This is a genomic window from Oceanicella sp. SM1341 (genome assembly GCF_003448965.1).
Taxonomy (GTDB): domain Bacteria; phylum Pseudomonadota; class Alphaproteobacteria; order Rhodobacterales; family Rhodobacteraceae; genus Paroceanicella.
Genome location: NZ_QRGC01000009.1, coordinates 113160 through 126515 on the forward strand (window position 1 = coordinate 113160; position 13356 = coordinate 126515).

10 protein-coding genes are annotated in these 13356 nt (G+C 72.0%); all 10 read left to right on the top strand.

What is annotated here, in order from left to right; genetic code table 11:
- The first annotated feature begins 38 nt into the window (after positions 1 to 38).
- The 10 genes from D3P35_RS10675 to D3P35_RS10720 all read left to right on the top strand — a co-directional run bounded on the left by D3P35_RS10675 (position 39) and on the right by D3P35_RS10720 (position 13290).
- Positions 39 to 1205 carry an ABC transporter substrate-binding protein gene (locus D3P35_RS10675; protein WP_118134716.1) on the top strand — a complete coding sequence of 389 codons (1167 nt, stop codon included), beginning with the start codon at positions 39 to 41 and terminating at the stop codon, positions 1203 to 1205.
- A 131-nt stretch (positions 1206 to 1336) separates the two neighbouring features.
- Positions 1337 to 2977 carry an amidohydrolase gene (locus D3P35_RS10680; RefSeq protein ID WP_118134717.1) on the top strand — a complete coding sequence of 547 codons (1641 nt, stop codon included), beginning with the start codon at positions 1337 to 1339 and terminating at the stop codon, positions 2975 to 2977.
- 58 nt (positions 2978 to 3035) lie between these two features.
- Complete coding sequence (locus D3P35_RS10685) at positions 3036 to 4151, top strand: ABC transporter ATP-binding protein (RefSeq protein WP_118134718.1); 1116 nt, start codon at positions 3036 to 3038, stop codon at positions 4149 to 4151.
- Positions 4148 to 5023, top strand: coding sequence for an ABC transporter permease (locus D3P35_RS10690; RefSeq protein WP_198670557.1), 876 nt, complete (start codon positions 4148 to 4150; stop codon positions 5021 to 5023). Before D3P35_RS10685 ends, D3P35_RS10690 begins: the two co-directional genes overlap by 4 nt.
- Positions 5020 to 5841: an ABC transporter permease gene (locus D3P35_RS10695; protein WP_198670558.1), complete on the top strand. Its 822-nt coding sequence runs from the start codon at positions 5020 to 5022 to the stop codon at positions 5839 to 5841. The genes D3P35_RS10690 and D3P35_RS10695 overlap by 4 nt, the downstream gene beginning before the upstream one ends.
- Positions 5838 to 7262, top strand: a complete 1425-nt coding sequence (locus D3P35_RS10700) for an amidohydrolase family protein (RefSeq protein ID WP_118134720.1) — start codon at positions 5838 to 5840, stop codon at positions 7260 to 7262. The genes D3P35_RS10695 and D3P35_RS10700 overlap by 4 nt, the downstream gene beginning before the upstream one ends.
- Positions 7259 to 7933, top strand: coding sequence for a GntR family transcriptional regulator (locus D3P35_RS10705; RefSeq protein WP_118134721.1), 675 nt, complete (start codon positions 7259 to 7261; stop codon positions 7931 to 7933). Before D3P35_RS10700 ends, D3P35_RS10705 begins: the two co-directional genes overlap by 4 nt.
- Before the next feature lie 30 nt (positions 7934 to 7963).
- The gene (locus tag D3P35_RS10710; RefSeq protein ID WP_118134722.1) at positions 7964 to 9454 is read left to right on the top strand and encodes an amidohydrolase family protein; all 1491 of its coding nucleotides are present in this window, start codon (positions 7964 to 7966) and stop codon (positions 9452 to 9454) included.
- Positions 9451 to 11535, top strand: a complete 2085-nt coding sequence (locus D3P35_RS10715; RefSeq protein ID WP_118134723.1) for a hydantoinase/oxoprolinase family protein — start codon at positions 9451 to 9453, stop codon at positions 11533 to 11535. Before D3P35_RS10710 ends, D3P35_RS10715 begins: the two co-directional genes overlap by 4 nt.
- Before the next feature lie 3 nt (positions 11536 to 11538).
- A complete protein-coding gene (locus tag D3P35_RS10720; protein ID WP_118134724.1) occupies positions 11539 to 13290 on the top strand; it encodes a hydantoinase B/oxoprolinase family protein in 1752 nt (583 codons plus the stop codon).
- The last annotated feature ends 66 nt before the right edge of the window (positions 13291 to 13356 follow it).

The following is a 13356-nucleotide window of genomic DNA, read 5'->3' on the forward strand; positions in this document are numbered from 1 at the left end:
GGGGCGAAGCTCCCGGGTCCGACAGTGGAGAGACATTCATGGACAAGAAGACCGCCAGCCAGCGCGAGATGATCCGCCGCCTGCGCGCCTCGGTGATGGTGCCGCCCGCCTCGCGGCGCGAGTTCCTCACCCTCATGGGCGGGGCCGCCGCCGGCCTCGCCGCTGCCTCCCTGCCGCTGCGCGGCTTCGCGCAGGAGGCCGACCTGCCGCAGTTCGACTCCGTTCCCGAAGAGTGGAAGGGCGAGGGCGAGGTGGTTGTCGTCACCTGGGGCGGCATCGGCACCGACATGCAGCGCAAGGCCTGGTTCGAGCCCTTCGAGAAGCTCTGCGGCATCAAGGTGGTGGAGGCCGTGGGCCCCGACCCCGCGAAGCTCAAGGCCATGGTCGACACCGGCACCGTGGCCTGGGACGTCTGCCAGATCGGCCGCGGCACCATGCTCGAGCTGCTGAAGCAGGGCGATTACCTCGAGCCGATCGACTACGGGCTCGTCGAGGACGGCGTGACGGAGAACTACCGCTCCTCCCACGGGCTCGACATCGTGCCCTATGCCCAGATGATCGCCTATCGCACCGATGCCTGGTCGGAGGCGCCGAAGGGCTTCGCCGATTTCTGGGACACCGAGAAATTCCCCGGCGGCCGCTCCATGCCCATCGCGACGAAGGGCAACATCCCCGAGCTGGTCGGCGCGCTGATTGCCGACGGGGTCGACCCGGCAGACGCCTACCCGATCGACATCGACCGGGCCATCGCCGCGCTCGAGCGCATCAAGCCCTCGGTGATCAAGTGGTGGGAGGCCGGCGCCCAGCCGATGCAGATGCTGCTCGACAACGAGGCGCCGATGGTCACCGCCTGGAACGGCCGCGTCTTCGCCGCCCAGCAGGAGGGCGCGCCGCTCGAGATCCTGTGGGACGGCGGCATGCTGGTGAACAACGCCTGGCTGCTGCCCAAGGGCTGCCCGAACCTCTCGAACGCGCAGAAGTTCGTCGCCTTCTCCTCCTCGGCCATCGCGCAGGCGCGCTACTCGATGCTGCTGCCCTACGGCTTCACCAACGTGGACTCGGAGCAGTACATCCCGGCCGACGTGCTGGCGAACCTGCCCACCGCCCCGGCCAACCTCTCGCGCATGGTGCCCTACCAGCACGAGTGGTGGGCGGCGAACCGGCCCGAGGTGATCGAGAAGTTCAACGCCATGATGCTCGGCTGAGCCGGGCCGCGTGATGCCGCCGTGCGCACTGCTCTCCCTGGGCGTGCGCGGCGGCCAACACCCCGGAGGCGCAGGGCTGCCTGACTGCGCCTCCGGGGGATGACCCCTTACCCCAGGCGGGAGCTTCCCGGATGCCGCTCGACACGGCCCCGGTCGACACCATCGTCACCGGCGCGAACATCATCACCATGCAGGCCCCCGGCCACCGGGCCGGGGCGCTGGCCATCCGCGAGGGGCGCATCGCCGCCCTGGGCTCGACCGCCGAGATCCGGGCGCTGGCGCCCGGCGCGCGGGAGATCGACTGCGCCGGCGCCACGGTGCTGCCCGGGCTCATCGACAGCCATTGCCACCCGGACATGCTGGGCGCGCGCATCGGCCGCTGGCTCGACCTCGGCGCCGCGGCGCCGGCGGGCCGCGAGGCCCTGCTCGAGGCGGTGCGCGCCGCCGCCGCCGGCCGCCCGGCGGGCGACTGGGTGCTGGCCTACAATTTCGACGACACGCGCATGGGCGGCTACCCCGGCCGGGCCGAGCTCGACGCCGCCGGCGGCGGCCGCCCGGTGTTCCTCTACCGCCGCGACGCGCTGATGGGGGTGGCGAGCTCCGCCGCCCTCGCCGCCCTCGGCTTCACCGCCGAGGCGGCCGACCCCCCGCATGGCCGCATCGAGCGCGACGCCTTCGGCGCCCCCACCGGCCTCCTGCGCGCCCGCGCCGCGCACCTGCTCATCGAGCACGTGCAGCGCGGCTACACCGAGGCGGATTTCCACGCCGGCCTCGGCACCGTGCTCGCCGGCTACTCGGCCTTCGGCATCACCTCGCTGCACAACAGCCTCACCACCTCGCAGGGCATCGGCGCCTACCAGCGCATGCGGGCGGAGGGCACGCTTCACATGCGCATCGGCCTCATCGCCTCGGGGCGCGAGCCGGAGTTGGTCGCCGGGCTCATCCGCTCCGGGCTGCGCTCGGGCTTCGGGGATGAGTGGATCCGCCTCATCGGCGTGGAATGGGTGGCCGACGGCTCCACCTCCGGGCGCACCGCGGCGTATCGCGCCCCCTACCAGCGCCCCTTCGGCGAGGGCGAGGGGCAGGGGCACAACGGCGAGCTCCTCTTCGCGCGTGACGAGCTCATCGCCCTCGCGCTGCCCGCCCACCGCGCCGGGCTCACCGTCTGCCTCGACGGCATGGGCGACCGCGGCGTGGAGTTCACCCTCGACATCTTCGAGGCCCTGCTGGAGGACACGCCGCGCCCCGACCACCGCATGCGCGTGGAGCATTGCTGCGCCGTGCCGCCCGACCTGGTGGCGCGGCTCGCGCGGCTCGGGGTGGTCGCCTCCTCGGCCAGCGGCTTCGCGCATGATCTGGGCGACGCGCATCTCGCCGCGCGCGGGGCGGAGGAGATGAAGCATCTCTGGCCGCTGCGCGCGCTGATCGACGCCGGCGTGCCCGCGCCCTGCCATTCCGACAACCCGGTGTGCGACGCGAACCCGTTCCGCGGCATGGCGGCGCTGGTGAACCGGCGCAGCTCCGGCGGCGCCGATCTCGACGCTTCGCAGGCCATCACGGTGGAGGAGGCGCTGGCCACCTACACCACGCTGGGCGCCTGGGCGGGCCGCGAGGAGCACCTCAAGGGCAGCCTCGCGCCCGGCAAGCTCGCCGATCTCTGCGTGCTCGACCGCGACCCCCTCGCCATCCCGGCCGAGGAGCTGGGCGAGACCCGCGTGCACGCCACCCTGCTCGGCGGCCGCGTGGTGCATGACGCAGCCGGCCTCGCGTGAGTACCGCGATGACGAAGACCAACCGGGCCGGCAGCGGCTCGCACACCGGAGGCCCCCGATGACCGAACCCACCCCCGGCCCCCTTGGTGCCCCCCTCGGAGCTGCCGTGCAGTTCGACCAGGTGAGCAAGCGCTACGGCGACGCGCTCGCGGTCGACCGCGTGGACATCGATGTCGCCGCCGGCGAGTTCCTCACCCTGCTCGGCGCCTCCGGCTCGGGCAAGACCACCACGCTGATGATGCTGGCGGGCTTCCAGATGCCCAGCTCGGGCGAGATCCGCGTCGGCGGCCGGCAGATCACCCATGTCGCCCCCGCGGCGCGCAACGTGGGCATGGTGTTCCAGAGCTACGCGCTCTTCCCGCACATGACCGTGGCGGAGAACATCGCCTTCCCGCTGCGCATGCGCAAGGCGACCGCCGCGGCCAAGGGCGAGGCGGTGGCGCGGGTGCTCTCCATCGTCGGGCTCGAGGGGCTGGGCGGGCGCTACCCGCGCCAGCTCTCGGGCGGGCAGCAGCAGCGCGTGGCGCTGGCGCGCGCCATCGTCTTCGAGCCGCCGGTGCTGCTGATGGACGAGCCGCTGGGCGCGCTCGACAAGCACCTGCGCGCGCATCTGCAGACCGAGATCAAGCGCATCCAGGCCCGCCTCGGCCTCACCGTGCTCTACGTCACGCACGACCAGGAGGAGGCGCTCACCATGTCGGACCGCATCTGCATCATGCGCGACGGCCGCATCCTGCAGACCGACAGCCCGGAGACCCTCTACGACCGCCCGGCGGACACCTACGTGGCCGGGTTCTTCGGCGAGTCCAACATCGTCGCCGCCCGGGCCGAGGGGGATGGCCGCGCGCTCTTCGGCCCCACCCCGGTGCCGCTGCCGCGCGCCGTGCGGGCCGGCGAGGCGGTGGAATGCGCCATCCGCCCCGAGCGTATCTCCCTCGCCCCCGCCGGCGCGCCGGCCTTCGGCGAGGCGCTGGCCGTGCCCGCCACCGTCACCGCCTCCACCTTCGTGGGCGACTACCGCCGCTACGAGCTGGCGCTGCCCGACGGCACCGCCCTCTCCGTGCGCCACCCGCTGCGCGAGACGCAGGCCGGCTTCGCCCCGGGCGAGGCGGTCACCGCCTCCTGGGCGCCGGGCGCGATGCGCTTCTTCGTCGACGGGCGGGCGGTGGCATGAGCGCGCTCGCCGAGCCGATGGCCGCAGCCCCGCCGCGCCGCGCGGGTGCCGCCTGGCGCAAGCCCGGCCTGCTGGTGCTGCCGCTCCTCGCCTTCCTCGCGGTGTTCTACCTCGTGCCGGTGCTGATGATGCTCTCGCGCGCCTCCGGGCCCGCGCTCGACTTCGCGCCGGTGCAGGCGGCCCTCACCAGCGGTGTGGCGGCGCAGGTGTTCTGGATCACGCTCAAGGTGGCGGTGATCACCACCCTCGCCACCCTGGTGCTGGGCTACCCGCTGGCGCTCTTCACCGCCATCGCGCCGCCATGGCTGTCGCGCCTGCTGCTGGCGGCGGTGATGATCCCGTTCTGGAGCTCGATCCTCGTGCGCTCCTATGCCTGGATGGTGCTGCTGGGCCGGCAGGGCATGGTGAACGAGGCGCTGATCGGGCTGGGGCTGATCGAGACACCGATGCGCCTGCTCAACACCTCCTTCGCGGTCTACGTGGGCATGATCCACATCCTGCTGCCCTTCATGGTGCTGCCGATCTATGCCACGATGAAGGGCATCGACGGCCGGCTGGTCTGGGCGGCGGAAAACCTCGGCGCCGGCGCGCTCTCGGTGCTGCGCTTCGTCATCCTGCCGCTGTCGCTGCCGGGGGTGTTCGCCGGGGTGCTGGTGGTGTTCATCCTCTGCCTCGGCTTCTACGTGACGCCCGCGCTGCTCGGCGGCCCGGGAGACCTGATGGCCTCCATGCTCATCGCGCAGGAGGTCGACCTCTACAACTGGGACCTCGCCTCCGCCTATGCCGCGGTGCTGCTGGTGGTCACCCTGCTGATCGTGGCCGCCTTCAGCCGCCTGCTCAGCCTCGACCGCGTGATGGGAGCCGGACGATGAGCGCAGCCCCCCCTCTGGTGATGTCGAGCGGCCGCGCCGGCCGCGCCCTGCTGGGGCTTCTCGCCCTCGCGGTGGTGGTGTTCCTCGTGTTCCCGGTGTTCGTGATCATCCCGATCTCCTTCTCCGGCTCGAGCTTCCTCACCTTCCCGCCCGAGAGCCTCAGCCTGCAATGGTACGAGAAGTTCCTCTCCCGCGCCGACTGGCTGGAGGCGACCTGGCTCAGCCTCTGGGTGGCGGCGCTGGTGACGGTGCTGGCCACCGTGCTGGGCACGGCGGCGGCCTTCGGCGTGGTGCGCGGGCGGTTCCCGGGGCAGAAGCTGGTGGTGGCCTTCCTGCTCTCGCCGCTGATCGTGCCGGGCATCATCGTGGCGATCGCGGTGTATTTCTTCTACGCCCGGCTCGGCATCGTCGGCTCGCCGGTCGCCATCGCGGTGGCGCATACGGCGCTCGCGGTGCCTTTCGTGGTGGTGAACGTCTCCGCCGTGCTGCACGGGTTCGACACGCGGCTGGAGCAGGCGGCGCAGAACCTCGGCGCCGGCACCTGGACCACCTTCCGCCTCGTCACCTTCCCGCTCATCCGGCCCGGCGTGTTCGCCGGCGGGCTCTTCGCCTTCATCACCTCCTTCGACGAGCTGATCGTGGCGCTGTTCATCACCGCGCCGGGCCATGTCACCCTCCCGGCGCGGATGTGGGAGAGCATGCGCAACGAGATCGACCCCACCATCGCCGCCGTCTCCACGCTGGAGATCGTGCTCTCGGTGGCGCTGTTCTTCGTGGCCGGCCGGCTGCAGGCCCGGGCGGCGGAGCGCGGCGCATGAGCCGCCGCGCGCTCTTCGCCGAGGAGATCATCGCCTTCCAGCATGGCGAGCACCGCCACCTGCGCGGCGGCTGCGTGATCACGGAAGGGGACCGGGTGGTCTATGTCGGCCCGCCGGTCGACCTCGGCGAGGACGTGGAGCGGCATGATTTCGGGCCCGCGTTCATCGCGCCCGGCTTCATCGACAGCCACGCCCATCTCACCTCCGCGCCGCTCGACCGCACCACGGTCGAGGACACCGGCAAGCCGCAGTTCTGGTTCACCTCGCTCGCCGAGCTGCTGCCCGCCATGACCCGTGCCATGCGCCCGGAGGACGAGCGGGCAATGGCCGATTTCTCCGTGGCCGAGCTCATCCGCTCCGGCACCACCACGGTGATGGAGATCGGCTGGCAGGGCGACCACGTGGCCGACACCGCCGAGCGCGCCGGCATCCGCGCCTATGTCGCGCAGGGCTACGGCTCGGCGAAATGGCGCACGCCGGACGGCCGGCGCATGGTGATCGACTGGAAGGAGGACGACGGGTTCGACGGCTTCCACGACGCCTGCGCCTTCATCGACAGGGTGGACGGCCGGGCGAACGGCCGCATCCGCGGCTACCTCTCGCCCATGCAGGTGGCGATGGTCTCGCCCGCGCTGCTCGCCGCCACGCGCGCCGAGGCCGAGGCGCGGGACTGCCCCGTCGCCCTGCACACCTCCGAGGCGGTGTTCGAGTTCCGCGAGATGGTTTCGCGCGAGGGGATGACCCCCATCGAGTGGCTGGAGGCGCAGGGCTTCCTCTCCGAGCGCTGCATGCTGGGCCATGTCATCTTCACCGCCGGGCATTCCTGGCTCAACTACCCGGGGCGCGACCTCGAGATCCTCGCCGCCCACGGCGCCTCCGTGGCGCACTGCCCCTGGGTGTTCGCCCGGCGCGGCTACGTGATGGAGAGCTTCGCGCGCTACCTCGACGCGGGCGTGACCATGTGCCTGGGCTCCGACACCGCGCCCCAGAGCCTGCTCAAACAGATGCAATACGGCGCCGTTCTGGCCAAGACGGTGGAGCGCGACAGCCGCCGCGCCACCGCGGGCCAGATGTTCGACGCGGCCACCCTCGCGCCCGCCCGGGCGCTGGGGCGCAGCGATCTCGGCCGCATCGCGCCGGGGGCGAAGGCCGATCTCACCGTCTGGCGGCTCGACGGGTTCTCCACCACGCCGAGCCGCGACCCGGTACGCCTTCTGGTGCATTCGGCCGAGCCGGAAGATCTGCGCCACGTGATGGTGGACGGCACATGGGTGATGCGTGAGCGCAGACTGACGCAACTGCAGGAAGCCACGGTGGTTGCAGCAGCGCGCAGGGCAGCGCAAAGGGTATGGAGCCGCATGGGTGATGGCCCGGCGGCGCTCGACATCCTGTCCGCCCCCACGCTGAGGCCATTCGCATGACCGACACCCGCATTGCCCCGCCCCCCGGCGAGAGCCTGGCCGACCAGGCCTACCGGCTGATCGAGGACATGATCGTGACCATGGAGCTCAGGCCCGGGGCCTGGGTGTCCGAGCCCTCGCTCACCGAGCGGCTGGAGATCGGCCGCACCCCGGTGCGCGAGGCGCTGCTGCGGCTCGCCTCCGACGGCATCCTCGTCACCCGGCCGCGGCGGGGCATGGTGGTCTGCGAGATCGACCTGCGCACCCAGCTGCGCGTGCTCGAGGCCCGCCGGGCGCTGGAAAGCGTCATCGTGCGCCGCGCCGCCCTGCGCCGCTCGGCCGAGGATGTCGAGGTGATCTCCGGGATGGTGGCCGAGTTCCGCCGCATGAAGGGCCAGCCCGACCACGTGCCGATCCTGCGGCTCGACCGCGCCTTCATGGACCGGCTGCTGCTGGCCTCGGCAAACCCGTTCCTCGGCGCCATCACGCCGCTCTACGCCCTGTCGCGGCGCTTCTGGCTGGCGAACTACCAGCGCCAGACCCGGTTCGACCCGCAGGAGATCACCGGCTACCACATCGAGATCGCCGACGCGGTCATCGCAGGAAACGCGGAGGAGGCGGGCCGGCTGGTCGACGCCTTCCTCGACCATGTCGAAGAGTTCACCCGTTTCGTCGGCCTCGAGCTGGGCTGAGGGCGGGGCCTGACCAACAAGGAGGTCACCATGCAGGCCGAAACCACCGTGCTGCGCGACTGCGGCTGGATCATCAGCTGGAATGCCGCCGAGGCGCGCCACGAGTACATGCAGGGCGGCGACGTGGCCTTCCGCGGCGACCGCGTGCTGCAGGTGGGCGGTCGCTACGAGGGCGCTTTCGAGCACGAGGTCGACGCCCGCGAGCGCCTGGTGATGCCCGGTTTCGTCGACCTGCACGCCCATCCCACGTTCGAGACCATGCTCAAGGGCCTGACCGACGAGGTCGGCAGCCCGAACTTCTACCAGAGCTCGCTCTACGAGTTCCTCTTCCTCTTCGAGCTCGACGAGGACGGCATGCGCGCCTCCAACGAGGTCGCCCTCTCCGAGCTGCTGCTGAGCGGCGTCACCTCGCTGTGCGACATCTCCGTGCCGCACGAGGGCTGGCTCGACACCATGGCGCGCAGCGGCATCCGCGGCTTTGCGGCACCCATGTTCCGCTCCGGCCGCTGGTTCACGCGCAACGGCCACTCGGTGGAATACGAGTTCGACGAGCCGCAGGGCCGTTCGCGGCTGGAGAAGGCGCTCGCCGTGGTCGACGAGGCGCGCGCCCACCCCTCCGGCCGGCTCGACGGCGTGGTCTCCCCCGCCCAGATCGACACCTGCTCGGAGGAGCTCTTGCGCGACGCCGCCGCCGAGGCGCGCGCCCGCAACATGCCCATCCAGATCCACGCCTCGCAGAGCGTGGTGGAGTTCAACGAGATCATGCGCCGCCACGGCCGCACGCCGGCCGGCTGGCTGGGCGATCTCGGCCTGCTCGGCCCCGACCTCACCATCGGCCACGGCATCTTCATGGACCACCACGAATGGGTGGCCTGGAGCACCCGAAACGACCTTGGCCTGCTGGCCGAGAGCGGCACCACGGTGGCGCATTGCCCCACCGTCTTCGTGCGCCGCGGCATCTCGCTGCGCCATTTCGCCGAATACCGCGCCGCGGGCGTGAACATGGGGATCGGCACCGACACCTTCCCGCACAACTTCGTGGAGGAGATGCGCAACGCCATCTACGTGGGCCGCACCGTGTCGGGCAATTCCAAGGGCCCGACGGCGCAGATGGTCTTCGAGGCCGCCACCGTGGGCGGCGCGAAGGCGCTGGGGCGCGACGACATCGGCCGGCTCGCCCCCGGGGCCAAGGCCGACATCGTGCTCGTCGACCTCATGCACCCCGCCATGCGGCCGGTGCGCGACCCGCTGCGCAGCCTGATCTTCTCCGCCGGTGACCGGCCGATCCGCGATGTCTACGTCGACGGCCGGCAGGTGGTCTCGGCCGGCAAGGTCACCGGGCTCGACCGCGAGGCCGCCCTCGCCCGGGTGGAGGAGGCGCAGGCCCGCTCCGCAGCCCAGGTGCACAAGTACGACTGGGCCGGCCGCCCGGCCGACGAGGTGATGCCCCACGCGCTGCCCTTCGCGAAGGCCCGCGCGGCCGCGCCCGCCCCCGCAGGCGAGGCGGAGGCAGAGGCATGAGGCTGATCGGAGTCGATGTCGGCGGCACCTTCACCGACCTCGTCTGCGTGGAGACCGAGAGCGGCGCGCTCACCATCCACAAGGTGCCCACCACCCCGCACGACCCCTCGGAGGCGGTGCTGAACGGCATCCTCGAGCTCTGCGAGCTTGCCGGCGTGGCGCGCGAGAGCGTGGACCGGGTGCTGCACGGCACCACCACCGCCACCAACGCCATCCTCGAGCATGACGGCGCCCTCACCGGCCTGATCACCAACGAGGGCTACCGCGACATCCTGCACATCGGCCGCCACCAGCGCCCGCAGCACTATTCCATCCGCCAGGAAGTGCCCTGGCAGGACCGCCCGCTGGTGAAACGCCGCCACCGCAAGGTGGTGGCCGGCCGCATGGCCCCGCCCGAGGGCCGGGTGCTGGTGCCGCTCGACGAGGCGGGCGTGCGCGCCGCCGCGCGCGAGCTGCGCGAGGAAGGCGTGGAGGCCATCGCCATCTGCTTCCTGTTCTCCTACCTCGACCCCGCGCATGAGCAGCGCGCCCGCGAGATCGTGCTGGAGGAATACCCGGAGGTGTTCGTGACCACCTCCGCCGAGGTCTCGCCGCAGTTCCGCGAGTTCGAGCGTTTCACCACCACGGCGATGAACGCCTTCATCGGCCCGAAGGTGCGCCGCTACGTGAGCCGGCTGGAGGAGCGGCTGGCGGAGAACGGCCTCACGGCCGACCTGCACATCATGGGCTCGAACGGCGGTGTCGCCACGGCGCGGATGGTCTGCGAGCTGCCGGTGATGACCCTGCTGTCGGGCCCCGCGGCCGGCATCATCGGCGGGGCCTGGGCCGGGGCGCTCTCCGGGCGCGACAGCCTGATCACCTTCGACGTGGGCGGCACCTCGGCCGATATCGGCATCGTGCGTGACGGCGCCTTCGCCGAGGCCTCGGCGCGCGACACCTCCATCGCCGGCTTCCCGCTCATGGTGCCGATGATCGACATCCACACCATCGGCGCCGGCGGCGGCTCCATCGCGCATCTCGACGCGGGCGGCGCCTTCCGCGTCGGCCCGCGCTCCGCGGGCGCGGTGCCCGGCCCCGCCGCCTACCGCCGCGGCGGCACGAAGCCCACGGTGACGGATGCCAACGTGGTGCTCGGCCGGCTCGACGCGGGAAATTTCCTCGGCGGCGCGATGAGCCTCGACGTGGACGCCGCCGGGCGGGTGATCGACGGGCTCGCCGCCGAGCTCGGCCTCTCCCGGCTCGAGACGGCGGAGGGCATCCTCACCCTGGTCAACGCCAACATGGCCAATCTCGTGCGCTCGCGCACCGTGCAGAAGGGGCTCGACCCGCGCAGCTTCGCCCTCGTCGCCTTCGGCGGCGGCGGGCCGCTGCAGGCGGTGGACGTGGCCGCGATGCTCGACATCCCGGAGGTGATCGTGCCGCCGGCGCCGGGCATCACCTCGGCCATGGGGCTGGTGGCGACCGACATGAAATACGACCTCGTGCGCACCGCCTTCCTCTCCAGCCTCGACGCGGAAGGGGCGGCCGCCCGCGCCACCGCCACGCTCGACGCCATGCAGGCCGAGCTCGCCGCCCGCCTCGCCGCCGACGGTTTCGCCGAGGCCGATACCGCCTTCGAGCGCTCGGGCGACGTGCGCTACGTGGGCCAGGGCTACGAGCTGCGCGTGGCGATCCCCGCCGGCCCGCTCGACGCCGCGGCGATGGAGGCCCTCTTCGAGGTCTTCACCGGCCTGCACCGGGCCGAGTACGGCCGCATCAACCCCGGCAACCCGATCGAGATCGTGAACCTGCGGGTGAGTGCTGCGGGCCGCATGCCGGTGCTCGGCCGCCCGGCGGTGGGGCAGGGCGGCAGCCTGAAGGCGGCGCTGCTCGGCCACCGGCCCTGCACCTTCCGCATGGCCACCGGGCTCGAGACGCTGGAAACCCCGGTCTACCTGCGCGGCAGCCTGCCGCTGGGCGAGCGCATCGCCGGCCCCGCGATCATCGTGCAGAAGGACACCACCTCCATCCTGCGCCCGCAGGACAGCATGGTCGCCGACCCGGGCGGCAACCTCCTCATCCAGGTCGGCGGAAAGGACTGAGCCATGCCCGAGACCCCGCGCATCGACCCCGTGAGCGCCAGCGTCATCCAGGGCGCGCTGCAGAGCATCGCCATCGAGATGGGCTACAAGCTCATGCGCATGTCCTATTCCTCGATCATCCGCGAGTCGGAGGATTTCGGCGCCGCGCTCACCGACGCCACCGGCCGGCAGATCGCCGAGTCCATGCAGTCCACCCCGCTGCAGTCCGGCCCCATCGCCGGCTACGTGGAGAACGTGCTGAAGGTGCTCGCCGAGCGCGGCGAGACCATCGCGCCCGGCGACGTGATCATGCACAACGACCCCTACGGCGGCGCCAGCCACGGGCCGGACATCGCCTTCCTCGTGCCGGTGTTCTGGGAGGGGGAGCTCGCCGGCTTCTCCGCCACCACCGCCCATCACCTCGACGTGGGCGCCCAGACGCCCGGCAGCGCCGGCATCGTCGACGCGATCGACGTCTATGCCGAGGGCCTGCAGTTCAAGGCGATCAAGGTGGTGGAGGGCGGCCGGCGCAACGCCGCCGTCTGGCAGATCCTGCGTGACAACGTGCGCGCGCCCAAGCTGGTGGTGGGCGACATGGAGGCCCAGATCGCCGCCTGCGAGATCGGCGCCGAGCGCTTCCGCGCCCTGCTCGCCGAACACGGGCCCGCCCGGGTGACCGCGGCCATCGACGCGCTGATGGACCATTCCGAGACGCTGATGCGCCGGGCCATCGCCGCGGTGCCCGACGGTGTCTACCGCGCCACCACCATGCTCGACGGGTTCGAGGGCGATCCGGAGCGCTCCGATCTCACCCTCGCCGTCACCCTCACCGTGGCGGGCGACAGCATCGACGTGGATCTCACCGGCACCTCGCCGCAGGTCTCCGACCGGCCGATCAACATGCCCTTCACCGGCACCACGGACATCGCCATCTGGCTCACCCTGCGCTCCATCCTGCTCGATTCGGCAGTGCATGGCGTGATCCCGCAGAACTCCGGCCTCACCCGGCCTGTGACCATCCGCGCGCCGAAGGGTTGCCTCGCCAACCCCAGCTTCCCCGCGCCGGTCATCGCCCGCTTCACCGGGGGCAACCAGCTCGCCGACACGGTGATGAAGGCGCTGGCGCAGGCGGTGCCGGGCCAGGTCTCGGCCGGTATCGGCAACCTCAAGGTCATCGCCTTCTCGGGCCTGCAGGGCGAGAGCCACTGGGTGCACATGGAGATCTTCGAGGGCTCCTACGGCGGCCGCGAGGGCATGGACGGCATGGACGCGGTCGACACGCTCTACGCCAACACCCGCAACAACCCGATCGAGGACATCGAGACCCACCTGCCGCTGCGCGTCACCCGCTACGAGCTGCGCGAGGGCGTGGCCGGGGCCGGGCGCTGGCGCGGCGGCTTCGGCTCGGTGCGGGCCTTCGAGTTCCTCGAGAACGGCGGCGGCTCGGTGGAGGGCGAGGGCCATCGCTACGCGCCCTGGGGCTTCCTCGGCGGCGCGGAAGGCGGCACCTCGCGCCTCGGCATCGCGGCGGCGGACGGCGGCTTCACCGACCTGCCCTCCAAGGTCTCCTACCGCGCCGCGAAGGCGGGCGAGAGCTTCGTGGCCTTCGGCCCGGCCGGCGGCGGCTACGGCAACCCGTTCGAGCGCGACCCCGCCGCGGTGCTCGACGACGTGCTCGACGGGCTGATCTCCGAGGAGACCGCGCGGGAGAGCTACGGTGTCGCCATCTCCGGCCGCAGCGTGGACGCCGAGGCCACCGCCGCCCTGCGCGCCTGATCCCGTCCGTCACGACCGGATGCGCCGCCTGCCCTCCCCGGGGCGGGCGGCAGCGCCATGCCCTGC